The following is a 25,527-nucleotide window of genomic DNA, read 5'->3' as shown; positions in this document are numbered from 1 at the left end:
CCGACTGCTGGTCACTAGATCGGGGTGGGTCGTCGCCGATCAGTCGGCCGGCGAGAGCGATTCGCGGTGCCGATCCAGGAGCTGATCGCGGATCTGGCGGGCGCGGCCGGGGCCGATGTGCAGATCCGTGCGTAGTCGCCAGATGCTCACCGGTTTTCCGGTGGTGGCGCGGGCTGCGTCGTCCAGTGCGACGGCACGCGGCCATACGTCGGCGTACCTCGCCCCGGTTCGGGCCGGTGGATGGTCAGGGGTGAGGGAGTGGCCGCGGGGCGCGCCGTCGGCGGTGTGGGGCCCGGCGTGGCAGGGCGGGGGTGGTGATGCGCCCGCCACCGTCGGGAGGACGTGGTCGGACCCGTCGTCTGGCGTTGGGGCGTTGAGCGGTTGGCCGGTGGTGGGATGTGGATCGGTGAACTCGTCGGCCGATCGGAGCGCGGGGTCGGTGGGCAGGGAGAGGGGCTCGGCCGGATCGGCCGGATCGATCCGATCGAGGAGGTCGGTGACGGTTCTGCGGTATGCGGCGATCGTTTCCGTAAGCAGGATCAGGAGTAAGGCCGGGGTCAGGTGCAGCAGTACGGCTGCCGGATCGGCACGGCTCGGCCAGCCGATCTGTCCGTCTGGCCACAGTGACTCCCATGAGTTCATGAGAGCGGCGGTGCAGCCGGCGCTCCAGCGCAGAGCGGTGGACCAGGCCGGTGGGCGGATGCCCCAGGAGGCCAGGCGGGCGTCTACGTACAGGACGCCGGCGAGGGCGGTGCCGATCATGGGGTCGAGGAGGACGGCGATGGGCAGGGGGACGTCGCGGCTGGTGGCGAAGCGGGTGACGTTGACGGTGGTGAAGACCAGGGTCAGGGCGCCGACTGCGCAGAGCACGCGGGTCATGGTTTTGAGGAGGCCGATGGCTTCGCGGGTGGCGGGGTGTTTCACCGGGCGCCTCCTCGCGCGGTGGGCCTGGTAGCGCCCCAGTAGTCCTGCCAGCGGTAGTCCTCGATGCGGACGCGGGCGCCGGGGCGGGGTGCGTTGATCATCTGGTGGTGGCCGATGTACAGGCCGACGTGGTGGAGGTTGCCGGGGCGGCCGAAGAAGACCAGGTCGCCGGGGAGCAGGGGCTGGCCGCGGGGGACCTTGGTGGTGGCGTGGTACTGGGCTTCGGCGACGCGGGGCAGGGTGATGCCGGCGGCCTGGTAGGCGGCCTTGGTCAGGCCGGAACAGTCGAAGCCGCCCTCGGCCGGGCCGTCGCCGCCCCAGCGGTAGGGAGTGCCCAGCTGGGCGCGGGCGAAGGCCACTGCGGTGGCGGCTTGTGCGGTGGGGGCGGTGGCCTGGGCCTGGTAGCGGTCGGCGATGTCGAGGACCTGGCGGACGTAGGCGTGGGAGTGGTTGTACTGGTAGATCGCGCCGGAGATGTTCTTGCCGCCGCGTGCGCCGTTGGCGCAGAGCAGGCGGGCGGCGGCGTAGACGGCGTCGACCGGGTCCCAGGGGGTGGGCGGCTTCTTTCCGCCCGGAGGTACGGGGTGGGCGTACTCGGCGAAGGTGGAAGGAAGGAACTGCATCGGCCCTACGGCGTTCGCCGAGGAGACCATGGTGGGGTGGCGGCCGTGATCGGATTCCACCTTTCCGATAGCCGCGAGGATGGTCCAGGACAGGCCCGGGCATTCGGGGGCTGCGCGCTGGTAGAGGGCGAGCATGTGCGGCGGGATGTCCGTCAGGGCGTACTTGCTGGGTACGGCTGACACGCTGCCGCCGGACAGTATCGAAGAGAGCAGCGCGATCACGATGAGCACGGCGAGCAGGGGCAAGGCGACGACCGCGCAGCCGACGCCGGCGGTCGTTTTCGCCAGGGGGCTCATGTCCTGTCGGCCGGGGGCCGGGGTGGGATCGGGCGCCAAGGCAGGGTGGTGGGGCGTCCGGTTGTCGGCATGGTCGTGTCGGGGGTGAGAGCCGGAGTGACGTTTGTCCAGTGGGTGCTGAGCTGGGAGAGGGTGAGGCGTCCGGTGGCCGGGCCGGTGGAGTCGAGGGGGAGCCAGGAGTCCGCGGCCGGGTCGGCGAGTTGGGCATTGCCGGTGGCGAGGGGCAGGTCGAGGCGATCGGCGGGTTCGGCGAGGCGGCGGCGCAGGGCGGCTTCGCGGCGGGCGGTTGCGGTGTGGATCAGCAGGGGTGTGCGGGTGCCGGTGGTGGCGGCGAGGGCGGCGTAGCCGGGGAGTTTGGCCTCCAGGCGGGCAAGGTTGTAGGAGCCGGTGTCGTACTCCAGGAAGAACGGCAGGAGTTGGTCGGACTCGGCTGCGCCGTGGTGGGCGTAGGCGTCGGGGTGGATCCAGTCGCCCCAGAGACGGGTGGCGGAGCGTTCGGAGAGCCAGAGCGGCAGGTGGTCGTTGGCGGCGAGGCGTACCAGTAGGGCGTTGATGCCGAGGGTGTGTTCCAGGGTGGGGGAGAAGGCGATGCGGGCGCAGGCGTCCTTGCGCCAGCCGGTGGCGGGCAGGTCGACGCCGGCGCGGGCGGCCAGGAGTTCGGCTCCGGCCTTGCCCAGGGTGTAGTGCTCCGGGGCGGAGCCGGCGGTCCGCAGCGGGCGGAAGGAGTCGACGACGCCCATGAAGTACAGCTCGCGCAGGCGGCGGTTGGCGGTGCGGTGGCCGGTGAAGGCGAGGGCGGTGATGTGGTGGGAGGTGAGCACCTTGTGTTCGTGGAGCATCTCGGTCAGCCAGACGTCGCGCTCGGTGAGGCGGGTGGCGAGCCGGGCCAAGTCGGTGCGGGCGCGGGTGGGTTGAGCGGGGCGGCGTCGGCGTACGGCTGCGCGCGGGACGTATCCGGGGTTCGAGCCCGTACTGGATGTGGGCATGGCCGGGCCTCCTGGGAGTGGGAGGGCTACAGGGGGAGGTAGGCGGAGCGGCTGGTGGTGCCGCCGACGCGGGCGGCGGCCGCGGCGCGTAGGTCAGCTGACCGGCCGGTGACTGCGGGTGGCATGGGGCGGGTGGTGAGGGTGAAGGCGGCGGTCTCGGCGCCGTCGGCGAGGAGATGGGCGGCGGCCTGGTAGGGGCCCAGGTGGGCGAGGTCGTGCGCGGCCAGGGTGGGCAGCGTGTGGCGTTCCAGCTGGGCGGCGTCCTCGGGCGAGGCGCTGAAGAAGACCTTGTTGCGGGCGTTGGCGGAGATGCCTTCGCGCAGGTCGCGGGGCATCTGAGCGAGGTTTTGGTGGGCGAGTGCCAGGGACAGGCGGTAGCCGCGGGCCTCGGCGAGCATGTCCTCCAGTGGGTAGGGGAGGGTGAGGAAGTTGTGTGCCTCGTCCACGTACAGGCCGGCATCGATGCGCCGGTGCTCCGGTACGCGGGCGCGGGCGGCGGCGGCCTGCCAGGTCTTGGCGACGATGAACGAGCCGAGGAGCCGGGTGGTCTCCTCGCCCAGCGCCCCCTTGGGCAGGCGTGCGAGGAGGATGCCGCCGTCGAGGACGTCGTCGAGGTGGAAGGTGGACTCGCCGGAGGCGATGGCCTGGCGGGCGAAGGAGCGCAGCAGGAAGGCGCGCAGCTTGTTCATCACCGGGCCGACCACCGCGGCACGGGAGGGCTCGGAAAGGGATTCGTACCAGGTCCAGAAGCCCTTGAGGACCGGGTCCTTGACGGTGGGGATCAGGCGGAGGCGGTAGGCCGGCTCGCCGAGCAGGCGGGGGATGTCCGCGAGGGTGACCAGGCGGTTGGTGGTCTGGGCGTGGCGGAGGAGGGTGAGGCAGGCGGCGCGCATGATGTCGTCGGTGCGCGGGCCCCAGAAGGCGGTGAAGATCCGGCGGAAGATTCCCGTGATGTTGTCGACGACGACGTCGATGTCGTCCCCGTCCAACACGTTGAGGCAGGGCGGGGTGTGAACGTCGTCGGGGTCGATGACGACCAGCCGGTCTGCGCAGGAAGCGGGGAGCCTGTGCAGGAGGCCGGCGACGAGGTCGCCCTTGGGGTCGATGACGATGGCACCGCGGCCTTCGCGGACGTCGTCAAGGACGAGATTGCCGATCAGGGTGGACTTGCCGGAGCCCGTCGCACCCATCAGGTGCAGGTGGTGGCGGGCGTCGGGCACGGCCAGGCCGATGCCGCGGTGGGCCCCGGTATCTGCAGCGCCGAGCGGTTTGATGCCGGCGCCGGGCTGTGGGATGGCCGGGGGCGGGGTGATGGAGCGGGCACCGGCGCGGGCCAGGCCAGGGGCATCGGGATCGGCGGGGAGGTGGGCGAGGGCGGCGAGTTCGGGTACGGAGAGCAGGTCGCCGCGGTGGGGGAACCAGCGTCCGGAGAGCACGGCGTACGGGTTGCGCAGACGGTGGCGGGCGAGCCAGTTGCGGGCCGCGTAGAGGGAGAAGGCGGAGGCGATGGCGTGGGCCCGGCCGCGCAGTCGGACGTCAGCTTTCTCGGCCTTCGGGGGAAGGGCTACGGCGTAGCGGATGTGCACGTCCCACTGCGGACCGGTGAGTTTGCCGACGCTCTGCCGTACTTCGGCCCCGTGCGCCGGGTCGCGGGAGTCGGCCGTGGTGCGCTGCGGAGAGTGCGAGAACAAGCGGAAGAGCACGTTGAGGCGGGGCCTGGTACGCCCGGCCTTCAGGCGGCGCGCGCTGCGCTTGGCACGCCGCAGCCGGCCGCCGGTAGCGGGGCGGGCCAGGACCTGGACGAGTGCGTGCTCGCCCTCGGCCATGCCGGTGGCTGCTTGGAGCAGCGCGCGCAGCGGATCGGTCTTGTGATCGGTACGCAGCGGCAGAACTTCGGGGCGGGCCAGGCGCAGGCGGCCGGCAGCACACGAGTGGTACTCGGGGAAGGGCGGTTCGGTGTCGGTGACGGTGGTGTGGGCGCCGGGCCAGGCCGCTTCGACCGCGCGGCGGACGAGGGCGGTGGGCACGCTGCCGGGCAGCCACAGCCGTACGGTCAGGCCGTCGGTGTTCCACAGGTACTCGAAGGCGACGTGCGGTTGGCCGGGCAGCAGGCGCTGGTACCACGGGCGGAGCAGACCGGAGAGCTGTGCCCACAGCACCTCGCCGCCGCGCTCCGGAACGGTGGGTGGGGCGAGCACCGTCACCAGCCGGGCCCCGTCGGCGAGCGAGCGCTGCCGGCGCCTGCGGAGACTAGCGCGCAGGGTGAAGACGCCGGTGGCCGAGGCGGCAGCCGCCGGAGCCATCCACGGCCACGTCTGGGCGAGGTAGCCAGCACCGCCGTCCACGAGGATGTGCCAGAAGTCGCCGGGGCTGGTCAGGAAGGTCCCGAGGAGGCCACCCGACGGGAGCGGGCTCACAGCTCCAGCCCCTTCAGGTCGGGGAGTGCGTACGGGCTGTCGGTCTCGCCGGCCTCGGTGACCTGGTCGGCGGCGTGGAGCTCGACCGGGTCCGTGGTGATGAGGGCATGTTCCGCCTCGGAGGCGACCGGACTGAAAGAGATCTTGGTGCGGCCGGACAGGAGAAGGGCGCATCCGCGCGGGGCCGCGAGCAGGTGGTGGCTTTCACCGCGGGAGAGGCGGAAAGCGGCGATGACCTGGTCGATGGCTTGCGGAGCCTGGCGCATCAACAGCTGGGTGGCGGCGTTGGCGACGATGGCGCGGCCGAGTTCGGAGGCCAGCACGTCGTCGGCGTCCTGGGTGACGACGGCGAGTCCGGTCCAGTACTTGCGGGCGGCCTTGGCCATGTGGAACAGGAAGCGGGCGCCGTGGCCGTCGCGCATGAGCAGCCAGGCTTCGTCCACCACGACCAGGCGCCTGCGGCGGGTGCCGGTGTGCGCGACCTGCCGCCAGATCGCGTCCAGGGCCAGCAGCATGCCCGCGGTCTTCAGCTCCTCCGGAATCTCGCGGAGCGAGAAGACGACCAGGTGGCCGGCGGGGCGGGTGGTGGTCGGCTCGGAGAACAGCTGGCGGTGCGAGCCGTTGACGTACGGGTCCAGGCGCGCGGACAGTTCGGTGGCCGCGTCCTCCGGCATGGCGGTCAGCTGAGCGGCGAGATCGGCCAGGAGAGGTGCCGGGCGTGACCAGGTGGCGGGCTCGGCGGTGATGCCGGCGTGCCGGTAGGTCGCGAGGACGGCCTTGTCCAGGACGGCGCGTTCGGCCGCGGACAGATCACCGCCGAGCAGGACAGCCAGGAAGGTGTGGAGGAACAGGACCCGGCGAGTGAGCACGTCCTCGCCGTCGCCTGCGCCGGTCGGCAGGTCGAAGGGGTTGAGGTGCACGTCGGGATCGCCGAGGCGGATGACGGTGCCACCGACCGCTTCGGCCAGGCGCACGTACTCGTCCTCCGGGTCGATGACCAAGGCCTCGGTGCCGGTGAACAACTGCCGCAGCAGCTCCAGTTTGGTCAGGTACGACTTGCCGGCACCGGAGCGGGCCAGCAGGACGGAGTTGTAGTTGTCCTGTGCGAAGCGGTCCCACAGCACCAGCGAGCCGCTGGCGGTGTTGATCCCGTACAGCACTCCGCCCGGGGCCATGGCCGCCTCTGCGGGCAGATCGGGCGAAGTGAAGGGGAAGCAGGCCGCGAGGGCCTCGGTGTCGAAGGTGCGCCGGACCTTAAGGGTGTCGATGCCGAAGGGAAGGGTGGCCAGCCAGCCCGGCAGCGCCCGGTAGGTGGCGGGCGCGGTCGTGACGAGAAGGGAATCGGCGATGGAGCGGACCTGGGCGACCTCGTCGGCGAGGTGTTCCTCGCTCTCGCCGTAGACGGTCATGTACAAGCCGAGACGGAAGAGTTTCCCCTCGCCGCGGGCGATGCGGTGGGCGAGTTCGGCCGCGTCCTGCGCGGCGGTCTCGGTATCCGGGTCGTCAAGGTGTCCGCGGTCCCAGCCGGTGCGGCGGCTCGACTCCAGGCGGGCACGCTGCTTCTTGAGCTGCTGGGCCGCCAGGGCACTGGCGACCGGCTCGATGTGCAGGGCGACGTCCAGGCGGCCGGGGTAGGTGAGCAGGGGGTCGAGCCAGCCCGGTACCACTTCGGCCGGGTAGCCGGTCACCACGAGGCTGGCGGCGAGATAGTCCCCGACGGCGAGGGTGCGGGCGTGTACCTCGATGGCGTCGGGTCCGAGCTGGGCCAGTTCCTTGCGCACGTCGTTCTGCTGGTCGGGTCCGGTCGCGCGGCGGAGGATGCCGGGCATTACGTACCTCCCGTGGGGGCGGCGTCGGGGGTGGTGGCCAGGCGGAGTACGGCGGCGGTGTCCCCATGTCCAAGGGCGCTGACGGTAATCTCGGCTGCTTCCAGGGCGCGGGCCGCCTCGGTGAGACGGTGTGCCGCTCGTGCTCCGTTGCCCGGGGTCGGCTCGCGGGCCACCAGTAGGACCTGGCGGGTGAGCAGGTCCCGGTTGGCGGCGAGCTGGTCGAGGAAGTCGGCGTGGGCGAGCGCGGCTCGCTCCAGCGCGGGATGCGGCAGCCGGGGCGCCTCATCGGTCAGGCCTTCGACGAGCGGGGCGACATTGAGGCGATGGGCACGTACCAGGAGTTGGGTGGGGCCGGTGAGGGAGTTGAGCCAGCGGGCGAACGCCTCGGTCAGCGCCTGCTGTTCCCCACCGGTACGCAGATGGAAGTTGACCGTGGAGCACACCGCCAGGGCGGCGTGACCATCTCGGGCGAGGTCCAGCACGCCGATGTCGGAGAGGTCCTGGCACGGCAGCCGCAGCGGCGTCGGCGCCGGGCCGGTCTGTGTTCGCCAGGCGCGGGGAGTGGGAGACGGCAGTGCCGTTACGCCTTCGGGGGCGGGGACGTGCCGCTTCGGTGTGTGGTGGAAGCGGAGGGCGGCTAGCAGCAGCCGGTCGAGGCCGATACCGTCCCGCTGCCCGACTGCGATCACGGTGATGACCATGGCGAGGGGCGCCACGAGGGCGGCGTAGGCGAGTGGGGCCATGAACGGGCGCGCGAGCCAGTAACCGACGTACAGCATGAGGGCGGCGGTGGCGAGGATGGCGGTCTGCCGCGCGGTTAGCGGGCCGAGAATCCGGTCGCTCTTGGAGACGTCGGCGGGGATACGGGCCGAGGCCACGTGCTCGTCATCCAGATGGGATGGGCCGGACACAGGGCTTCACCTCCGGGGCGGCGAGGGCGGGGTGGGTGGTTCCAGGGGGAGGCGCAACTGCACTGGCCGGGCGGGGCGGGTGCGGACTCGGGTGGCGGGGATGGGGAGCGTCAGCTGGCGCCTCCGTGGCGCTGGTGGGGAGGGCGCGGTAGCTACTGGCGCTGGGGCGAGGGCTGCTGCGGACGGGGGCGGTTGGGCGCCGGGGACGATGCGGGCGGTACGTGGCACCCGCTGTACGGCGATTGGCAGACGTTGCTGAGTTGGGCGTCCGGGGCGCGCTGGGACACGCTTGGCGGGGATCGGCAGCGCCAACTGCTGTCTGCGGCGGGCCTGGGACGGGTGGATCACGGTGCGGGGGCCTTGCTTGGTTCCCCCTCTTAGCCCGGCCGGACCGTGTCTCACCCCGGTCGTACCGTGCCGAGGCGTACTGCGGCCTCCGCTGGCGGCCGGAGTGGGGCTCGCAGCTGCACTCGGTGGGCGTTGCTTTGGGTGCGGGGTGGCGCCCTGGGCGGACGGTGCCGCGTGAGGCTTGCCGAGGGCTCCTCTGCCACGGGCGAGGAGAGCCCGGCCGCGACGAATCACGACCCCGGCGAGGCCGCCCGGAGCGGGACGAAGGCCCCCACCGCCACGGCCCCCGCCCCCTCCATGTCCGCCACCTGGGCGCCCACCTCCGGGGCGGCCGCCTCCTGGTGGGCGCCCGCCCCCTGGCCCGCGACGGCCGGCGAAACCGCCGCCCGGACCGCCACGCCCGCGCCCTCCCGCACCACCACCGGGCACGGCGCGGCCCATCAGCCGCCACAGGGCCACCGACTGCAGCATTCGCAGCGGGGCCGGGATGTTCACGTTCACCGGAGTGGAGCGGAAGACGAACCGCAGGCACCAGCCGGGGATCTTGAACAGAATCCAGAACAAGCCAAGCCCGGCCAGTAGCGTGCCGAGCTGGTTGGGCTTGGGAAAGCCGAGCAGTGTGGCACCGGGGGAGAAGAACATCTTCAGCGCGACGATGAACGTCATCGACTGCGCGATCTGGATCGTCAGACAGCCGGCCAGCGCCCGCCACCACATGCGCGCGAGCGGGTCGGTGACCGGATGGGCGTGGCAGGACAGCGCGAGCGGCGCTGCCACGGCGAGCAGTGCCATCACCGCGACCCGGACCGTGTAGCCGATCAGTACCGCCAGCAGCAGCACGACCACGATGACGGCGATCATCAGCAGGTAGAGCTTCAGCCCGGCGACACCGAACAGCGCGAACGGGACGATCCGCTCCACCAAGCCCTTCCCGGCGTCGCTCAAATCCGTGCCCATGACGGCGTACGAGACCGCGTTCGCCAGCGAGATCGCCTTGCCCATGACGGTCAGCGACGTGGCGGCGGCGATCATCCCGATCAGCAGGCGGGGAGCGATCTGCTTGAGGGCGTAGCGGGCCTGGACGGTTTCGTAGCCCATGACCGTGACGCCACCGGCAGTGATGAACAGGACGTAGATACTGGCTGCGATACCCAGCGAGCCGGTCCACAGTCGTTTGATGTCCGCCTGTTTGGTGACGTCGGGGGTGGTCAGCAGGGTGTCGCCCAGCAGCTGCCGGAGCGGCTCCATGATCTGCTCGATCACCATGCCGAGGAACCCAGTGATCGCATTCACGATCAGACCGGGGAGGTCGAACGCAGCACCCCAGTCGAAGCCGGGTAGCGCGGAGCAGTCGCCGCCGGTGACCTCGCAGGCCGGCGGGGTGGGGCCCGGAGACGGCTCCGGAGGGGAGGGACGCGATGGTCGCGAGGGTTCGGGAGAGGGACGCCCTGGCGCCGGCGGCGGGCCGGGAGCAGGACTGGGGCGCGAGGAACCCGGCTTGGGCGGGGGAGCGCTGGGGCCAGGGGCAGGCTGCGGTTCCGGATCACCGGGGGCCATGGGGGCAGCCGGCAGGCGTGGCGCGGCGTCGGCCACTGCGGCCAGTGGACCCAGTGTCATGGCAAGAAAAGCCGTGACCAGGAAAAACAGCGCGATGCGATGCGCGGTGCGGGAGGCGATCACTAGCCGCCTCCCTTGCCGCCCGCGCCGACGATGCTCTGCAGCACGGTGACCAGGACCGGGGCGAGTACGGCCAGGCCGTAGCCGATGGCCGCGGCCTTCAACGCCCGTTTGGCCGACTCCACTTCGCCCGGATCGCCGCCGGCCATCAAGTAACGCAGCCCGCCGAAAGTGAGAAACAGAGTGGCGAGACCGGCGAGAATGCCGATGATCCAATTCCGCAGATTGCTGATCACGGTCGGGATGTCCGCCACCGCCCAGGAGAACGGCGGATCCGACAGCAGCACCACCAGCGCGAAGAACGTCACGAACAGCACCCGCCCGGCGATGCGGCCCCGACGGCGCCACGTCGGTCGGCCGGCCCCGGCCCGCAGCGGGCGCAGGTATACGAGCACGGACACACACCTCCTGACGAGAAAGCCCTACAGGGCGGGAGACGAGAGAGCGCGGAGGAACGGAGTTGACGTCTCCCCTTGGGAGCGGGCCGGCCCGCGCAGCGCTTCACCTCCCTCACGGGTGCAGGTGGCCGCTGGACGCGGGAGAAGGGCGGGATCGGGTGTCAGCACGAGACGCCGTGCCCGAACCCAAGGGGCGAGCGAGACGCGGAGGCTGTTACGGCACTAGGGGTGCCGAAGCCGCCTTCACCCCTCTAAGGAGAAAAATGGCACCTGACCGTGCCACCGTGGCCTCCGCGAGCCTCCGACCCATCAGAACGACTGAGCAGCCAGTGCCTGGACTAGGCGCTGCTCGGCTGCGGCCCGCCGACGGAAGGCAGCGCGCACACTCATCCCCACCGCCGCGGCGACTTTGGCCATGACCTGGCGCTCCAACCGCGTCCGAGCGATGAGTTCGGCCTCCTCCTCGGTGAGGACGTCGGCCTGAACGGCACGCTCCAGCACCGCAAACACCGGCGCATCGCCCACAACGGGAAGCCGCTGCCACATCGTATTCTCGTCCAGCGGCACGACCACACGGCGCCGGTCGCGCCGAGCGGCGTACAGCAGGCGATGCGCCGCACGATCCCCGGCCCGTACGAGCCGCAGCCCGGCCTGCGGCTCATCCACGGGCAGCAGGGTGAGTTCGGCGGTCACCGCCGTGAGTACCTCCTGTTCCAGCTCACACGCCTCGACTTCCGCCAGGCGGGGCAGGCGGGACAGCGCCCGCCGCAGCCCGGGCACGGTGAGCCCGACAGCGACGGTGCCCCACGGCTCCCCGCACAGCGCCCGCCGACGCAGCACCTCCTCCCACACCTGCGCGCGGATCTGCTCGGTACAGCTGGGATGCACCAGCCGAGCACGGACCCGGGTAACGGGCAGCGCTCCAACGCCGTCCGAGCCGATGGCCGGCGCGACCGGCAGGGTGAGCGGACTGACTCCTGAAGCGAGTGCCTGGAACGCGGACTCGACCTGGTCGAGGGGCGAGACGGGATAGACGGGGCAAGCCGAGCGGGCGGGGCAGATGGACGTGGTTCGCATGGCGGCTCCTTGGCTCAATGCGACCGATCTGGGTCGCCGCCCATCGCGCCAGCCGCCTCTGCCACGGCCTCGCCATCAATGCGTCACAGGGGTACCGCGAGATGGCCGTGGCCCTGCCACGCGCTTGCCACGCCCTGGCGAATCAGGCGCTGACCAGGACCTTCTGTGCTGCTCGGCCGTCGAGAAAATCGCTGGAGGAATCTCCGGGAGATTCGCTGATGACTTCATGCCTCTACATGCAGGTTGTCGAGACAGCACGGCGTTGGTTCCTCACGGCAGATCTTCTGTTGACCAGCGGTTTTACTGGTTCCATTTCAGCGGGAGCACGGAAATGCTCCGTGCTGCTGTGCGACATCCCGTGGGTTGCTCTGAGCTTTCCCGAGCCCGCAACCCCGTGGCCAGGAGGTTCGTCCTCTCTCCGAAAGCGACTCACGGACTGACGTAACTTCGGGATTCCTGAAGCGTTCTCACTGTGCCCGATCGGTTCACGGTCGGGATGAAGGTGAGGAGGCTCGGGTTGGCGCTGGCTGCAGTACGGGACCTGCGCGATGTCCGGCCGCCGACCACGGCGGAGGAGCTGGAGCAGTTCGAGACCGACGTCCTGGCGGGGTTCGTGCTGGCGCGGGCCTCGGCGGGGCTGGCGGACGGCACGATCCGCGGGGACGTCGGGCACCTGGAGCAGATACGGTCCTGGTTCGGCCGGCCGCTGTGGGAGATGGAGCCGCCCGACGCCGACGCCTACTTCGGGAAGGTGCTGCGGGCTTCGCCGAGCGGCACCCGGCTCGGGCGCTCTCAGGCTCTGAGCACGTACTTCCTGTTCCTGGATCTACGGCACAAAGTCGAGCTCCACCGGATGACCGGTCGGGTGATCGAGTGCCCGATCGACGAGATGAACCGGCCGCGCGGAGCGAAGGACGCGGCACTGCGGATTCCGCCGTCCGGGCCGGAGGTCAAGACGCTGTTCGCCGGATGGGGCGGCGAGCTGGCGACCTGCCGGAAGTTCGCCCCGACCGCCCGGAACTACACCGCCTCCAAGCTGATGTCCCAGGTCGGGCTGCGGGTCAGCGAAGCGTGCAAGCTCGATCTGTCGGACATCAAGTGGGACCTGGGCCGCTTCGGCAAGCTCCACGTCCGCCACGGCAAGGGAGCCCGCGGCTCGGGCCCGCGCGAGCGGATGGTCCCCCTGATCAACGGTGCCGACCGCACGCTCCGATGGTTCATCGAGGACGTCTGGGGCCAGTTCGACGACGACCACACCCGCCCCGGCGCCCCGCTGCTCCCCTCCGAGCGCAGATGCTCCGACGGCTCCTCGGGCCGGGTTGGCGACGACGCCCTGCGCGGCGGCCTCAAGGCCGCGGCCACGGCACATCTGCCAGCCTGGGGCGACAAGCTGCTCACCCCGCACGTCCTGCGGCACTTCTGCGCGTCCGAGCTTTATCTCGGCGGACTCGACCTGATCGCGATCCAGGAAGTCCTCGGACATTCCTGGATCGCCACGACCATGCGATACGTCCATGTCCAGCAGACCCGGGTCGAGGACGCCTGGGTGGCCGGGCAGCAGCGGGCCGCGAAGCGGCTGGAAGGGCTTCTGCGATGAAGTGGAACCTGCGGCTGACCGCCGCGAACAAGGGGATCTGGAAAGCCTCCGAGCTTCAGCGGAGCCTGGCCGAGCACGGCCTGGTCATCTCGGCCGGGAAGATGTCCGGACTGTGGTCCGGCCAACCGGTCTCCCTCAAGCTGGAGGACCTGGACGTCATCTGCGTCGTCCTCGGCTGCGAGATCGGCGACCTCCTCATTCCCGAGCCGGAGAAGGTGCGCCGCCCCGGCCAGGAGGAAACGATCTGGGCCGCTGCCGGCTCGGGCACCGCCGCACCGAAGGTGATCCCCAAGCGCCGGGACGGCCGGTCACTGCCGCCGGAGTAAGCAGGTGGCACGCTTCCCGAAGGGCTACGTCAAGCCGACCAGCTCCTGCCCAGGCCGTCTGGCCTGGGGTGACTTCCGCGGGCGGCTCTGCCACACCTGCTACATGTTCGGCCGCGGGCACGACGCGGCGGAATGCGTCGGCTGCCGTCGCGTCCAGCCGTTGAAGTGGGACTATTCCGTTTGTGCTGGTGCCAGGCCCGCCTCGACGCGAAGACAGCTGACGGCCAGGCGGCGGAAGGGACAACGTGCGGGTGCGACTCGCCGCCGTCCGGCACCAACAGCTGTTCTTCATCGGGATGCACTACCGCAGAAGACCAACGCCTCCAGCCCGACGGCAGGGAGGACGGCGTGGTCCCCGGGCAAGCCACCTCCGGCGCCGGCTTGGCGTCCGGACTCCGGCTGGCGGCAGCCGCTGCTGTTCGAGCAGGTTCCCCGGCACTTCGACCGGCTCGATCCGTCCGACGCCGACCTGGCCAGCCCGTGGCTGGCCTGGGCGAGGTACCTCGCCCACCGGTTCGCTGAGGCCCGCGGCTGGGGACGTAACATCCGCTTCGCGGCCAACCGCGGCCTGGCCGTCGCCCTCACTGGTCACGTCGAGGGCGACGTCATCCGGCACACGGAGATCTTCTCCCCGCTGCGGGCCCTGGACCTGCCCGTCGGCCACATCATCACAGTGCTGGAGGAGATGGGGATCTTCGAAGACGACAGCGAGCCTTCCTTCGAGCGCTGGCTCATCGGACGCTTGGAAGGGCTCGCACCCGGCATCCGTTCGGAAGCCGAGCGCTGGACCCGCGTCCTGCGCGACGGCGGCCCCCGCAGCCTCCCGCGCAAGGAGGGCACGGTCTGGCTCTCCCTCAACCAGGCCCGTCCGGCCCTGCTGGAGTGGTCGAACCGCTACGACCACCTGCGGGAGGTGACTCGCGATGACGTCCTCACCCACGTCAAGACGCTGTGCGGGCACCAGCGGCGTGACCAACTCGTCGCCCTGCGGTCCCTGTTCACCTGGGCCAAACGGCAGGGGCTGATCTTCCGCAACCCCACCAGCCGGATCAAGGTCGGGCAGAACGAGTACGTCGTGCTGCAACCGCTTCTTCCCGAGCAGGTCGAGCGCTCCGTCACGGCTGCGATGACCCCGGCGGCGCGGCTCGTCCTCGCCCTCGCAGCGGTCCACGCCGCCCGAGTCGCCCAGATCGCCGCCCTCGTGCTCGACGACGTCGATCTCGGCGACCGTCGGCTGACCATCGCCGGACGCGCCCGGCCTCTCGACGACCTCACCCTGAAACTCCTGACGGACTGGCTGGACCACCGGCGACACCGGTGGCCGAACACCGCGAACCTTCACCTGCTTATCAACAACCAGACCGCCAACGCGACCGGCCGGGCCAGCAACCACTGGATCAGTGCGCCGATGCGAGGACAGGACGCCACCTTGGAGCGGCTTCGCGTTCGGCCTCGGGGATCAATGGAACCGTGGTTATCGGTGAGAACGATCATGAAGAGGTCGGTGCGAGCGCGCTGACCCGGCTCTCGTACTCGCGGTGGGCTTTGCGCTGGGCCGGGACCGCGGGGGAGCCCGGGCCGCCGTCGAGCGGGTGGCAGCGGGCGAGGAGCTGGTGGTGCACGGCCGGGGCGGCGGTGACGCGCAGGGTGCAGCCCTGGCCGCGCCGTACGGGGATGCCGCGGTCGAGGGCGGCGATCGAGCGGCCCTCCAGGTACGGGTGTGAGTAGTTGCGGTACAGGAAGTGCCGTTGAGATTGATCATGGCCCGGCTGGCGCCGGGGTGAGCGGGTCGTCCGGCCGCCGGATGCGGACTCGGCGGGGGCGGGGGATGTCGTCGGCGTCCTGGAGGTCGGCGAAGTACGGCCCCGGGGATCAATGGAACCGTGGTTGGCGCCGGCGAGGACGGAGGACGCCATGCGTCGACTCGCTCTTTCCATAGCCGCTGCCGCACTGGGGGTCGGTGCCATGCTCGGTGCCGCCTCCACCGCATCAGCCGACGGCTGGCTCACGGCTCAGCAGTGCCGCGAGGGAGGTGGCGAGCTCGCCGTCTACCAGGGCATGACCGTCTGCCTGGGCGGGGAGTACCACCGCAAGTTTGTTGCCCCGGAGACCGCCTGACCTCAGGCAAAACCGCTACCCCGCGCCGCACGCCAGGCGCGGGGTAGCGGCGCGTCAACCGCAACCGTGTACCGCACAGACTGCTGTCCGCCCGCCGAAGAATCCGGGGTGAAGATACTGCTTCGCGGGACAAATGGCGGTGGCGCGCGGTGCCAGTTGCCTGCGGGCCGCGGCCTCTTCGTCCAGCTCGGACTGCTGGGCGTTCATCACACTCGTGACGCGACGCCTGACCCGCGGGGCTCGTCACGGACCAGGGTGAACGCCGCACTTCAGGGATCAAAGACAGCCACTCAGTGTCTAGTTAAGATGCGGTGAGTGACAGCATAAGAACAAGCTGTGACCATGAAGGCCCAGGGCCCGACGGGTCCCGCATACCAGCATGAGGAGGATCCGCATGACGGTGACAGCCGATAGGGCGCGGGTGGTGTTCGACGCTGGAGCGTTGCCCACAAGCGTGGTGGTGTCCAACGGGGACTCCGAGGAGCCTCGCGTGGTGCAGGTCTACCTCGCAAGTGACCGAGGCGCTCCGGCGGGCAAGGAACGGCTGCCGTTCGCGGTCTCACCGGCACATAGGAGCATCCAGCCAGGGGACCGGCAGGCGTTCAGGATCACCTATGAGGTTCTTGCAGGTACGCCACTGCCTTCGGACAGGGAAACCTTGCTCTACTTCTGCATCCTGGCCATTCCGCCGCAGGGCATCCAGTCGGCTGAGCAGACATGGCTCGACTTCCTATACCGTCCGAAGGGGCTGTCGGGCACGCCTGTCGAGGCGGCGAAGGGGCTGCAGTTCTCCGCGGAAGACGGCAAGATGTGGGTGCGCAATCCGTCTTATTATTGCGTTTCCGTGGCTGAAGTGACCGTGGACGGTGTGAAGATTGGTGGACCGCTCATGGTCCGTCCCAGACAGCAGGAATTGCTGGATGCGCCCAACGGTAAGGGCGCGGTGGAGTGGTCCTACATTGACGACTACGGAGCCCGTCACTGCGCCCGGCAAGCATGACGTTACCCACTCGCGCTCCAACCATGGGCGGGTGCTGTTGAGCTAAGTCATCAGCTCTCGGTTGGTGCTCCGAGCGGCTCGCAGGTTCTCCTCGCGTTCGGCGAGACGCTCCGGGAGTTGGGGTGCCGGTAAGAACGCTGTCACCAGCCGCAAACGACGGTGATCAGTCCTCTGACCTGGTGGGTTGGGGCAGTTCCGGCGTGCTCGTCGCCTCAGCGAGTGCGAGGCGGCCGCCCTTCAGCTCGGGCACGTAGTTGTAGATCGTGTTCCTGGAGACGCCGAGGAGCTTCGCGATCGAGGTGACGGTGTTATCCGGGCGGGCGAGCAGGTCGCGGGCGTGACGTACCTGCTCCTCCGTACTGGGGAGGACAGCCATTAACGCTAAGCACTTGATCATGGTCGTGAGCTGAGGGTTTTGGCGTCCGGTCGGGGTCGGGGGATGTCGTCGCCCTGGAGGTCGGCGAAGTCGGCGTGCGCCTGGGCGACGGCTTCGGGGTACGCCTGCTGCTTCTCGTGCTCGGCGAGCGCGCGGTAGATGCTTGCGACGCTGGGGGCCTGGCCCTTGCGTTTGCCGGTGGGGATGATCAGGTCGGGCTGGATCTGCTCGACCGACTCGCCGTTCGCACGGCGCCGCAGCACGGTGTGCAGCATGTCGTCGGTGATGACGGGCGGTCGGCCGCCGTGCTTGCCCTTGCGGGCCGCCGCGTCGAGTCCTTCGAGGGACGACTCGCGGATGTTCTCCCGCTCGGTCTCCGCCATCGCGGCGAAGAACGCGAACAGCAGGCGGCCGGGCCCGCTGGGGTCGTACATCCCGGGCAGGGGTCCGGCGAGTATCTCCAGGACCAGGCCGTGGGCGGTGAGGTGGTCGGCGAGCGCGGTGAATTCGGCGGCGTCGCGGCCCAGGCGTTTCATCTCGTACACGGTGAAGATGACGCGGCAGTGCGGGGCGTGGGCCTTGATCTGGCGGGCGAGGGCGAGCGCGGCCTCGAACTGGGGCCTCACCCGGACGCGAGTGCTGATCTTCTCGGAGAACACCTTGTCGGCCCTGTTCTCGTATAGCTACGGCGAACGGACATGTAGCGCTGTGTAACTACCCCTGGCCCTCGTTTCCCCTCGCTGGGCGTCTCGTTGAGCTGAACGAGTGATCTCGGTTGAGGGCGGAGGAGTGCGAGTGCGCCAGGACTGGGAGCCGGAGGACCTGATTGAGGTCTGGACGCTTCTCGAAGACGACATGAAGAGGGTGCGGAACAAGTCCGGGTCGACCCGGCTCGGCTTCGCTCTGCTGCTGAAGTTCTTCGAGGTGGAGGCCCGGTTCCCGGAGACTGCCAAGGAGGTGCCGGCCGCCGCGGTGGAGTACGTGGCTCAGCAGGTGAAGGTCTCGGCTGAGGCGTGGGCTGCCTACGACTGGCAGAGCAAGGCGATCCAGCGGCACCGGAGCGAGATCCGGGCGGCGTACGGGTTCCGGGCGAACACCGAGGAGGACCAGGAGCGATTGGCCGGGTGGCTGTCCACCGAGCTGTGTCCGGTAGAGCTGTCGCGGGACCGGTTGGCGGCGGCGGTGGTGGCCCGGTGCCGCAACGACTGCATCGAGCCGCCGGCTGTCGGTGCTGTCTGCCACGGAGTGCTCCTCTTTTTGCTGTGCACGACACCGACCATGATCACAACTTGTCGAAGAGCACGAGTGCAAATCCAGAAGCGAGCCGCGACCATGGCCCCGAAGTCCGGCGTCCCGGATCTCCCACGCGTGCTCGTACGCCGTCTTCGGCCGCTCGGTGTACCGCTTCACCACCGACGGGTCCTCGATGCCGAGCTGCGCGGCCAGATGCTCGACCACCGGCCACGGCGCCTCCAGCGGGTCGTCCGGGAGGAACCGGCCGATGTAGCGAACCGTGCACATCTGGAGCGCGAAGCCGAGCTGGTGGTGCGTGGAGCGTCGCCGGGCTATCAGATCGCGGTCGACATCGTCCAGGAAGAAGAACCGCTCCAGCTCGGGGCGGGTCGGCTTCTCGGCGAACTTCCCGTACGCCTCAGCCTGCTCATCAGTCAGAAACTCCACTGGCACGAGCGGACCGTAGCTAGCCCCGGCGCCCATCCGGCGACCTTTCCGTGAACCCCAGCGGAGCCTCCAGCCGGTGCGCTAGCCGACCATGATCAATCTCAACGCCAACCGCTGTACCGATGTTTCCCGAGGCCGGAGTACGAGAACCGCGTCAAAACCCTCAGGTCCGACACCCTGTAGCGAACTTCCCTGACTCCAAGATCATCCTGTGGCGGGCCGGAAGCCTCACCGGCGCGCCTGGGGGAACGCCTTTGAGACGGACTGCCCCATCACTCCTGTTCGGCGGCGTCCTCAGGCGCGTCCGGGTCGCGGAAGGGCCGCAGGCCCTGGCCGGGGCCGCTGGCCCTGGCCGGGGCCGCTGGCGGTGATGTTGAACAGATAGCGGCCCAGGAAGTTGATGTGCCGGTCCTGGAGCGGGGAGAGGCGGGCGACGTCCTCGTCCTTGATGTCGTGGCCTTCGGCGTGCAGCTGCGCCACGGCGGCGTCCAGGTAGCGGGTGTTCCACAGCACCACGGCGTTGAGGACCAGGCCGAGCGCGGCAAGCTGGTCCTCCTGGCCCTCGCGGTACGCCTGGCGGATCTGGCCGCGGCCGCCGTGGCAAATCGCGCGGGCGAGCCGGTGGCGGGACTCCTGGACGGTGAGCTGCCGGTTCATCAGGCGTCGATAGGTGTCGTCCACGGGGTCGACCAGGGCGAGCAGGTGCATGGTCTTGTCGATGCGCCCGTACTCGGCGAACGCCGCCCCCAGCGGGGTCGAGTGCCCTTCGCGGCCGAACATCCGCAGCAGGTCGTAGGCCCGCACTTGGTTGGTGATGAGCGACCCGGCCACCCGCAGCATGTCCGGCCAGTGGGTGGCGATCTTCTTGAGGTTGACCTTGTTGGGGCATGACCCAGATACGCCAGAAACCCGCCACGGGATGGATCTTGGAGTTCGGAGGGATCGCTATGGCGCTTCGGGTCCGAGCGTTCTGACGCGGTTCTCGTACTCGCGGCGGGCCTTGCGCTGTGCGGGGATTGCCGCGGTGCCGTCGAGAGGCTGGCAGCGGGCGAGGAGTTGGCGATGCACCGCGGTAACGGCGGCGAGACGGAGGGTGTAGCCCGTGCCGCGTCGTACGGCCTGGCCATGGTCGAGTGCGGCCCGCTCGACGTCGGCCAGCTCGGCGGTGCGGAGGAAGTCTGCGGCCTTGCCGGGCATGTCGAGGGTGACCGGCAGCTCCGGAGCGGGGGCGTCCTCGCGGTCGGCGGCGGTGTGTTCGGGCATGAGGTCGGCGACGGCGGTACGGATGGCGCCGCGGCTGACGCCGTGGTCGCGGGCCAGGGCGGCGATGGAGCGGCCGTCCAGGTACGCGGTGCGTACGTCGTTGGTCTTCTCGGCGGTGATGGCCGGGCAGCGTCCGCCCTTGCTGCCCTTGGCCTCGGCGGCGCGCAGTCCGTCGTAGGTCAGCTCCCGTTGGAGGTCGCGCTGGAGTTCGCCGGCGGCGGCGAGGGTCTGCACCATGAATTTCATGGTGGACAGCAGCTCGCCGGTGCGTGGGTGGCGGGCGGTGAGGTCCATGGCGGAGAACGCGCCGTCGTGGATGCGCAGGGCGAGGCGGTCGCGGTGGAGTACGTCGAGGATGTGTCCGGTGCCGCGTACGAGGTGGAACATCTCGGAGATGTGCACGGTGTCGCCCGGCCGCGCGTAGGTGAGCAGGTCGCCGAACTTCGGCCGCTGGAGCGGGTGGAGGCGGCTGGAGGTGCCGGTCTCCTCCTCGAAGACGACCGGGTCCTCGATCCCGGTCTCGGCCAGGACGAGGTTCTGGCGGTCGGTCGACTGCTGGTCGGCGGAGGCCCGCTTGTAGGCGAGATTGGCCACGCTGTTCCTCGCCCCTGCCGTCGCATCGGACCTCGGCTGTCATCTAACCCTGTCGTCAACCTCCATCGGATCTCATTGGGGTGCCGTTAACGAGGAGCGAACCAACCGACAAGTAGCCGAGCGCGATGCTCGGGCCACTGGTTGGTGGTGGCGGCGCCCCGGACACCGCGGACGTCCTGCTCCGGGTCCACCCGGGCCGGACGATCCCGATTCCCGGACTGAGCCTCGTGCTGCGCCCGCGACGCCAGCCCCTACCCCACCCTGTCGTCGGCTCCCTTGCGGAGGCCGAGACGGTAGCCGCCCCTTGCCGATCAGCATCACGGTCGAGCGGCACGAGACTGCCCGACGGGCGGGGCGGTGGCGCTAGGCTGCCCGGAGGCAGCACGTCAGGACCGACAGGAGGGGGAAGAGCTTGGCTTTGGTCTCGTGCATTCTGGCGACCAAGGATCGGCCGCATTTCCTCGCGCGCGCGATTCAGTACTACCAGCAGCAGACACTGACCGACACTGAGCTGATCATTATCGACGATGGTGCGCAGTCCTGCGAGTCGCTGGTGCCCCGAGCGTCGCAGATCACCTACCTTCGGCTTCCGAACCAGACGTCGCTGGGCACGAAGCTGAATCTGGGCATCGAAGCCAGCTCGGGTCACATCATCCAGAAGCTGGACGACGATGACTACTACCATCCGGCGTTCCTTGAGACGATGACGTCCGCGCTGTTGAACCGCGGGTGTCGCGATGTCATCGCCGCGGTGGAGCGGCTGCTGGTGTTGATCACGGCGACCGGCGAGCTCGTCGATGCGGGCAGCGGATGGTTCGCCGGCGGCACGTACTGCTTCTTCAGGGAGGCCTGGAAGCAACACCCGTTCCGGGACGTGCCGCGCCGGGAGGACGTGTTCTTCCTTGAGGATCATCCCGATCTCGTCGCGCTGCGGGTGTCGGTTCCCGAGTTGTACATCCTGGTGCGTCATGGCACCAACACCTGGGCCCGTCTGGGCCGGGGCAGAGCGGTGCAGCCGTCCGTGAACTCGCCGGTTGAGGACGTCACCTCGTACTTCATGTCCTGCCCGCGTCACACCAAGAGTCTGCGTGAGCTGCTCCCGACCGAGCACGCGCGCTTTTATGAGGGCCTCCGGCGTTGAGGGCAGGCGTTGAGGACACGGGCGGGCCCGTGGCGCGACGCAGGCGTTGATGATCGTCGGCAGCTGGTGGGTGCGGGCCGGGTGGTGTGTGCTGGCGACGCTCAGTCTCGTGCCGTCGCCCCGGACAGGATCTTGCCGAACTCGGGGGTGGCCAGGTAGCTGCGGGGTGCGCGCAGCCGCGGAGAGCACTCGACCGGCACGGCGCCGATCGGTACGTCGCCGGCTGCCGGGGCGGCCAAGGGGTCCCACCGGGCCACCAGGCTGACCCAGTGCGTGTCCGGCGGCGGTGTCCGGCCCGCCGGCGGCGCCCCGACCGTGATGAGCGTGGATACGGTCGGGACGGCGCGCACCGCCTCATAGGCGGCGACACCGCCGAACGCGTGGCCGATCACCACGTCGGGGGACTCCTCGGTGATCGCGTCGACCACCCGGGCGACGGCCTCGTCGGCCAGGCCCCGGTCGAACGCGTGGTGCAGGCGGGCGGTGCGCAGCAGTTCGTCCTCGGGGATGCCGCAGAAATAGCGGGAGCGCCCGAGGCTGGCCAGATCGGTCCTCTCCCGCAGGGTGATCCGCGTGGTGCGGGCCCAGGCGGCGATCGTGGCGCCGTCCCGGTCCGGAGCCGCTTCGCACGGCGGCGCGTGCCTGTCGACGTCGACCAGCCGTACGGTGTCCACGAACGGGGTGGTGTCGACGAACCGGTCGCCCGCCCCGGTGCCGAAGTCCCCCGCGAAGGCCAGCCCGTCCAGGATCGAGTTCAGCCATTCCAGGCGCAGCGACTCCTCGGTACGGGGCGCGGCCCCGGTCCCATGGACGATCAAAAGACGCGGCACAGCGGCCCCTCCTCTGTCAGGTCGTAGCCGTGCCGCCGCACCGAGGACGCCAACCGTCCGAGCGCCTCGTCACCGCTCCAGCCGCGGAAGTAGCGGTCGTTCCCCCGCGGGTCGACCCCGGCGATGTCGAACGCGGCCGCGAGCCCGACGAGGTCGGCGACCTGTGCCAGCGCGGTCGCCGGGTCGGCGATGAGGTCCTCGTAGTGCAGCGTCATGACCCTGTCCAGGTAGGGCAGGTCCTGTGCGGCCAGGTCGTAGGCGTGCACCCAGTGCTCGACGAGCTGCTCCATGGTGAGGGCGGGCGTCCACTTGCGGGTGCTGAGCGACACCGGGATCGGATGCCGCTTGATGAGCACGAAGGCCGAGTTCGGGAACGCCTCCTGCAGGGCGCGGAAGCGCAGCAGGTTGGGCGGCGACTTCTCCAGCAGGACGGGCCGCGACAGATCCCAGTACCGCCGCCACTGGGCCCGCAGTGGCGTCGCGACGTCCTCGCCCATCGAGGTCATGTGGGCCTCGGGGCAGCGGGCGAACCGTCCCGGCCCGCCATGGTGCTCGTCGGTCGGCCACACCGACTGCAGATGCTGCCCCTCGTCCTTGGGGGCCCCGGTGGCGTGGAAGGCGCTGATATCGGGATGGGTGGCCAGGAGCGAGGCGAGCATCGTGGTCCCGCTCCGGTGCAGCCCCCCAAGGAACACCATCAGGTGGTCGTCATCCATGGTCCTACCTCATCAAGCTGAACAGCCGCCACCCTGCCAACCCTCACCCCTGATGCTCTCACCTGCACCACCACATCCACTGATCCTTCTTTCTGATTGATCTTGTGTGGTCTCGGGAATCAGCAGTTTCGGGGTTTGGCCCAGAACGTGGCGGTCGACGCGTGGGCTTCCCCTGCAAGATCATGTCCGTGACACCCATCCAACCGGCAGGAGCACGGCAGCGGCAGAGAGCATCACCTACACCTACCCGGACTACCCGGTCCCGAGCTACCGGTTCGTGCTGGACATTGACGGCGACGGCAAAACCGACGCGACCTTCCGTAGTTGCTCCGGCCTCAACGTTTTGTCACTGTCGGACGCCAGCTCCGTCGCCCTGAGAAACTGCCTGATCCCGAGGGAGAGCCCGCTGTTCGCCTGGATCTTCACGGTCAAGGGGGCCGCTTCGAGAAGAGGAACTGCACGATCACGCTCATCAACGAGGACGGCAGCGAGAAGTTCGTCGAGTGGACGCTCACCGACGCGTTCCCCATATCGCTGACCATCCCGAACCTGCCGGGCGGTCCCAGCAACGAGGCGACGATCAGAGAGGTGACCGTGTACCCCGAATCGGTCAACGTCAAGACCTTCTGACCGCCGCATCGGAACGGCCATTCACGGCAGGACGAGCCCGCCGGGGTTCTTTTACGTGACCGGCCAGGCGGTTGCCCCCGACATCTGCTGAACGGTTCAGGTGCCGCCCGGGTCGCGGACGCGGCAGGGGCGTTGTGCAGCAAGAGCTCAGCAACGCAGGTCGCAGCCGTGGCCCGCTGAAGAGATCGACGACAAGCGACCGACCGCCCCTGACCTGCCCGCAGACCTCCAGGGCGAGGGCAGTGGTCGTCGGCGTGCCAGATGACCGCACCGGAGAGGCCATCCACGACCTATCTCGTCCCGGCCCTGGCCAGACCCCGGCCCGGCCGAACTACGCGAACTGATCCGCACCCGCGACGACCCCGACCACATACCCGCCGAGTTCCACTTCCTCGACCAACTGCCGGTGATACCCGTCGGAACAATCGACAAGAGAAGCCTGCATGTCGACGGTCACGTAATTGCGTGACCGTCGACACTTCAGGTCACGATGCCTGAAGCCTGCCTTCTCATAAGGTCACTCGCCTACCGCGAAGCGGATGAACCGCTCGACGGTGATCTGGGCGCTGTCCAGGAGCGTGCCGACCGTCTTCGTCGGGTCCGTGATGAACTCCTGCTCGACCAGCACGCGGTTTCGGTAGTGGGCGTTGACTTGCTCCTCCACGAGCTTCGGAATGGCCGTCTCAGGCTTGTCCTCGAGGCGGGCCTTCCCCTCGGTGAACTCCCGCAGCTGCTCGATCTCCTCGGCCGGTACCTCGTCTCGGGTGATGTATTCGGGCTTGGCCTCCGCGATATGTGCCGCGATGTTCTTGGCGGTCACCTCGTCGATCTTCTCCTGGCCCCTGGGTTGGAGTTGGACGAGCACACCGACACGGTTGCCGCCCAGGTAGCTGCTCACGCAGGTGCCCTTGAGGCGGGCATAACGGCCGGCCTCTAGCGTCTCACCGACGCGTGCAGCGTTCTGGTCGATCAAGGCCCGGACGGTGGTGCCGGGTTCGATCTCGGCGGCGAGCAGGGCCGAGGTATCGGCCACTGCGCTGTCGACGGCGAACCGGACGAGGCGCTGGGCCAGGTCGACGACCGACTTGTCATGAGTGATGAAGTCGGTCTCGCAGTTCAGTTCGAACAGCGCACCCTCGCCAGGGCCGGCGGAGTGCATGACGACCAGGCCCTGGGCCTTGAAGACGACTTTGCCCCCGAGCAACTCAACCGCCCGCTCGACGTTGCCGTTGGTCTGAAGAAGCGCCTTCCTACAGTCCACTGGTTTGGCACCGGTCCGCGCCCGGACCTCTTTGATACTTTCGGCGGTGGTCATCGGTCTGTGGGTTCCTCTCGTAACGGACGCCGGTCCCATCGGTGGGATTGTGGTGCTGGGCTCTCCGCCCGGCTTGCCCGATTCCCACACGTACCCTGGCGCAGCGATCGGGTAAACGGGCCGCGCGATGCTCGGGTGTGCGGCAGCAAGATCCGGCTCGACGACGAGGGACGGCTGGTCGACCACCTCGACATCAGTAGCGGTCTCGGTGTTTATCTTGGGTTTTATGCGATCATGCAGGTCAAGATCCTGGGGGACGTGAAGGCATGTAAGGCAAGCAGGACGGTACCTTTACTGGTACCGCGGTTGGCACTGAGAAGCCATCCGCTTACCGGTCAGTGGAGTTGCCGGTCGAACAGGGTTCTGGATCGGGTGATCTCGCGGGGACCGGCGCATGGAGGCAGGACCTCCTGGTAGCTCGGCGATGCGAGTCAGCTGAGCACCCGGAGGTCCT

Annotated in this window: 23 protein-coding genes and 3 pseudogenes; 8 read left to right on the top strand and 18 right to left on the bottom strand. The window is 69.5% G+C overall.

Annotated elements, in window-relative coordinates; all coding sequences use genetic code 11:
* Positions 1–39 precede the first annotated feature (39 nt).
* The 9 genes from AB0I82_RS33875 to AB0I82_RS33835 all read right to left on the bottom strand — a co-directional run bounded on the left by AB0I82_RS33875 (position 40) and on the right by AB0I82_RS33835 (position 11,487).
* Complete coding sequence (locus AB0I82_RS33875; RefSeq protein ID WP_363261316.1) at positions 40–924, bottom strand: extensin; 885 nt, start codon at positions 922–924, stop codon at positions 40–42.
* A complete protein-coding gene (locus AB0I82_RS33870; protein ID WP_363261315.1) occupies positions 921–1,844 on the bottom strand; it encodes a bifunctional lytic transglycosylase/C40 family peptidase in 924 nt (307 codons plus the stop codon). Before AB0I82_RS33870 ends, AB0I82_RS33875 begins: the two co-directional genes overlap by 4 nt.
* A complete protein-coding gene (locus AB0I82_RS33865; RefSeq protein WP_363261314.1) occupies positions 1,841–2,830 on the bottom strand; it encodes a replication-relaxation family protein in 990 nt (329 codons plus the stop codon). The genes AB0I82_RS33870 and AB0I82_RS33865 overlap by 4 nt, the downstream gene beginning before the upstream one ends.
* Positions 2,831–2,856: 26 nt before the next feature.
* Positions 2,857–5,247, bottom strand: coding sequence for a type IV secretion system DNA-binding domain-containing protein (locus AB0I82_RS33860; protein ID WP_363261313.1), 2,391 nt, complete (start codon positions 5,245–5,247; stop codon positions 2,857–2,859).
* Positions 5,244–7,076, bottom strand: a complete 1,833-nt coding sequence (locus AB0I82_RS33855; RefSeq protein ID WP_363261312.1) for an ATP-binding protein — start codon at positions 7,074–7,076, stop codon at positions 5,244–5,246. The genes AB0I82_RS33860 and AB0I82_RS33855 overlap by 4 nt, the downstream gene beginning before the upstream one ends.
* Positions 7,076–7,987: a PrgI family protein gene (locus tag AB0I82_RS33850; protein ID WP_363261311.1), complete on the bottom strand. Its 912-nt coding sequence runs from the start codon at positions 7,985–7,987 to the stop codon at positions 7,076–7,078. The genes AB0I82_RS33855 and AB0I82_RS33850 overlap by 1 nt, the downstream gene beginning before the upstream one ends.
* Positions 7,988–7,993: 6 nt before the next feature.
* Positions 7,994–9,628 (bottom strand): hypothetical protein, encoded by a 1,635-nt coding sequence (locus tag AB0I82_RS33845; protein WP_363261310.1) that lies wholly within the window; start codon positions 9,626–9,628, stop codon positions 7,994–7,996.
* Positions 9,629–10,014: 386 nt separating this feature from the next.
* On the bottom strand, positions 10,015–10,305 hold the full coding sequence (locus AB0I82_RS33840) for a pilin (RefSeq protein WP_363261345.1): 291 nt from the start codon (positions 10,303–10,305) through the stop codon (positions 10,015–10,017).
* A gap of 414 nt (positions 10,306–10,719) precedes the next feature.
* Positions 10,720–11,487 (bottom strand): hypothetical protein, encoded by a 768-nt coding sequence (locus AB0I82_RS33835; RefSeq protein ID WP_363261309.1) that lies wholly within the window; start codon positions 11,485–11,487, stop codon positions 10,720–10,722.
* Between the two features lie 517 nt (positions 11,488–12,004).
* On the opposite strand from AB0I82_RS33835, the gene AB0I82_RS33830 reads away from it, so the two are divergent.
* The 3 genes from AB0I82_RS33830 to AB0I82_RS33820 are packed head-to-tail and all read left to right on the top strand — an operon-like array spanning position 12,005 to position 14,929.
* Positions 12,005–13,084, top strand: a complete 1,080-nt coding sequence (locus tag AB0I82_RS33830; RefSeq protein ID WP_363261308.1) for a site-specific integrase — start codon at positions 12,005–12,007, stop codon at positions 13,082–13,084.
* Positions 13,081–13,410 carry a helix-turn-helix transcriptional regulator gene (locus AB0I82_RS33825; protein WP_363261307.1) on the top strand — a complete coding sequence of 110 codons (330 nt, stop codon included), beginning with the start codon at positions 13,081–13,083 and terminating at the stop codon, positions 13,408–13,410. Before AB0I82_RS33830 ends, AB0I82_RS33825 begins: the two co-directional genes overlap by 4 nt.
* 4 nt (positions 13,411–13,414) lie before the next feature.
* Entirely contained in the window at positions 13,415–14,929 is a 1,515-nt protein-coding gene (locus tag AB0I82_RS33820; protein ID WP_363261306.1) for a hypothetical protein, read from the top strand.
* On the opposite strand, the gene AB0I82_RS33815 is transcribed toward AB0I82_RS33820, so the two are convergent.
* The gene (locus AB0I82_RS33815; RefSeq protein ID WP_363261305.1) at positions 14,901–15,326 is read right to left on the bottom strand and encodes a hypothetical protein; all 426 of its coding nucleotides are present in this window, start codon (positions 15,324–15,326) and stop codon (positions 14,901–14,903) included. The two genes, AB0I82_RS33820 and AB0I82_RS33815, sit on opposite strands and share 29 nt — an antisense overlap.
* Here AB0I82_RS33815 and AB0I82_RS33810 point away from each other — a divergent pair.
* Together AB0I82_RS33810 and AB0I82_RS33805 are read left to right on the top strand one after the other, a co-directional pair.
* A complete protein-coding gene (locus AB0I82_RS33810; RefSeq protein WP_363261304.1) occupies positions 15,325–15,528 on the top strand; it encodes a hypothetical protein in 204 nt (67 codons plus the stop codon). The genes AB0I82_RS33815 and AB0I82_RS33810 overlap by 2 nt on opposite strands.
* Before the next feature lie 394 nt (positions 15,529–15,922).
* The gene (locus tag AB0I82_RS33805) at positions 15,923–16,528 is read left to right on the top strand and encodes a molecular chaperone (RefSeq protein ID WP_363261303.1); all 606 of its coding nucleotides are present in this window, start codon (positions 15,923–15,925) and stop codon (positions 16,526–16,528) included.
* Positions 16,529–16,691: 163 nt separating this feature from the next.
* Here AB0I82_RS33805 and AB0I82_RS33800 read toward each other — a convergent pair whose 3' ends face one another.
* Both AB0I82_RS33800 and AB0I82_RS33795 read right to left on the bottom strand, forming a co-directional pair.
* Complete coding sequence (locus tag AB0I82_RS33800; RefSeq protein WP_363261302.1) at positions 16,692–16,904, bottom strand: helix-turn-helix domain-containing protein; 213 nt, start codon at positions 16,902–16,904, stop codon at positions 16,692–16,694.
* A 17-nt stretch (positions 16,905–16,921) separates the two neighbouring features.
* On the bottom strand, positions 16,922–17,563 hold the full coding sequence (locus AB0I82_RS33795; RefSeq protein WP_363261301.1) for a recombinase family protein: 642 nt from the start codon (positions 17,561–17,563) through the stop codon (positions 16,922–16,924).
* Between the two features lie 196 nt (positions 17,564–17,759).
* Here AB0I82_RS33795 and AB0I82_RS33790 point away from each other — a divergent pair.
* Positions 17,760–18,080 (top strand): annotated as a pseudogene (locus tag AB0I82_RS33790) (DUF4158 domain-containing protein); the annotation flags it as partial.
* 171 nt (positions 18,081–18,251) lie between these two features.
* Here AB0I82_RS33790 and AB0I82_RS33785 read toward each other — a convergent pair.
* The 3 genes and pseudogenes from AB0I82_RS33785 to AB0I82_RS33775 form a co-directional block, all read right to left on the bottom strand.
* A pseudogene (locus AB0I82_RS33785) lies at positions 18,252–18,590 on the bottom strand (DUF4158 domain-containing protein); the annotation flags it as partial.
* Positions 18,591–18,856: 266 nt separating this feature from the next.
* Positions 18,857–19,466 (bottom strand): annotated as a pseudogene (locus AB0I82_RS33780) (Tn3 family transposase); the annotation flags it as partial.
* A 63-nt stretch (positions 19,467–19,529) separates the two neighbouring features.
* Positions 19,530–20,441, bottom strand: a complete 912-nt coding sequence (locus AB0I82_RS33775) for a recombinase family protein (protein ID WP_363261300.1) — start codon at positions 20,439–20,441, stop codon at positions 19,530–19,532.
* Between the two features lie 412 nt (positions 20,442–20,853).
* Here AB0I82_RS33775 and AB0I82_RS33770 point away from each other — a divergent pair, with 412 nt between their 5' ends.
* Positions 20,854–21,582 carry a glycosyltransferase family A protein gene (locus AB0I82_RS33770; protein ID WP_363261299.1) on the top strand — a complete coding sequence of 243 codons (729 nt, stop codon included), beginning with the start codon at positions 20,854–20,856 and terminating at the stop codon, positions 21,580–21,582.
* 101 nt (positions 21,583–21,683) lie between these two features.
* On the opposite strand, the gene AB0I82_RS33765 is transcribed toward AB0I82_RS33770, so the two are convergent.
* The gene (locus tag AB0I82_RS33765) at positions 21,684–22,412 is read right to left on the bottom strand and encodes a hypothetical protein (protein ID WP_363261298.1); all 729 of its coding nucleotides are present in this window, start codon (positions 22,410–22,412) and stop codon (positions 21,684–21,686) included.
* A complete protein-coding gene (locus tag AB0I82_RS33760) occupies positions 22,397–23,128 on the bottom strand; it encodes a sulfotransferase (protein WP_363261297.1) in 732 nt (243 codons plus the stop codon). The genes AB0I82_RS33765 and AB0I82_RS33760 overlap by 16 nt, the downstream gene beginning before the upstream one ends.
* A 324-nt stretch (positions 23,129–23,452) precedes the next feature.
* Between AB0I82_RS33760 and AB0I82_RS33755 the strand changes: the two genes are divergently transcribed.
* The gene (locus AB0I82_RS33755) at positions 23,453–23,758 is read left to right on the top strand and encodes a phage tail protein (protein ID WP_363261296.1); all 306 of its coding nucleotides are present in this window, start codon (positions 23,453–23,455) and stop codon (positions 23,756–23,758) included.
* A gap of 517 nt (positions 23,759–24,275) precedes the next feature.
* Here AB0I82_RS33755 and tsf read toward each other — a convergent pair.
* Entirely contained in the window at positions 24,276–25,073 is a 798-nt protein-coding gene (gene tsf, locus AB0I82_RS33750) for a translation elongation factor Ts (protein ID WP_363261295.1), read from the bottom strand.
* Positions 25,074–25,527 lie beyond the last annotated feature (454 nt).

Source organism: Streptomyces sp. NPDC050315 (assembly GCF_040655775.1).
In the GTDB taxonomy this organism is placed as follows: Bacteria; Actinomycetota; Actinomycetes; order Streptomycetales; family Streptomycetaceae; genus Streptomyces.
The sequence above is the reverse complement of the archived record's forward strand: the minus strand, read 5'-3'. Positions and strand labels throughout refer to the sequence as shown.

Coding starts and splice junctions, on each gene's coding strand:
- AB0I82_RS33870 (WP_363261315.1), bottom strand. CDS start 1,844: ATGAGCCCCCTGGCGAAAACGACCGCCGGCGTCGGCTGCGCGGTCGTC.
- AB0I82_RS33865 (WP_363261314.1), bottom strand. CDS start 2,830: ATGCCCACATCCAGTACGGGCTCGAACCCCGGATACGTCCCGCGCGCA.
- AB0I82_RS33855 (WP_363261312.1), bottom strand. CDS start 7,076: ATGCCCGGCATCCTCCGCCGCGCGACCGGACCCGACCAGCAGAACGAC.
- AB0I82_RS33835 (WP_363261309.1), bottom strand. CDS start 11,487: ATGCGAACCACGTCCATCTGCCCCGCCCGCTCGGCTTGCCCCGTCTAT.
- AB0I82_RS33825 (WP_363261307.1), top strand. CDS start 13,081: ATGAAGTGGAACCTGCGGCTGACCGCCGCGAACAAGGGGATCTGGAAA.
- AB0I82_RS33810 (WP_363261304.1), top strand. CDS start 15,325: ATGCGTCGACTCGCTCTTTCCATAGCCGCTGCCGCACTGGGGGTCGGT.
- AB0I82_RS33815 (WP_363261305.1), bottom strand. CDS start 15,326: ATGGCGTCCTCCGTCCTCGCCGGCGCCAACCACGGTTCCATTGATCCC.
- AB0I82_RS33805 (WP_363261303.1), top strand. CDS start 15,923: ATGACGGTGACAGCCGATAGGGCGCGGGTGGTGTTCGACGCTGGAGCG.
- AB0I82_RS33800 (WP_363261302.1), bottom strand. CDS start 16,904: ATGGCTGTCCTCCCCAGTACGGAGGAGCAGGTACGTCACGCCCGCGAC.
- AB0I82_RS33760 (WP_363261297.1), bottom strand. CDS start 23,128: ATGGATGACGACCACCTGATGGTGTTCCTTGGGGGGCTGCACCGGAGC.
- tsf (WP_363261295.1), bottom strand. CDS start 25,073: ATGACCACCGCCGAAAGTATCAAAGAGGTCCGGGCGCGGACCGGTGCC.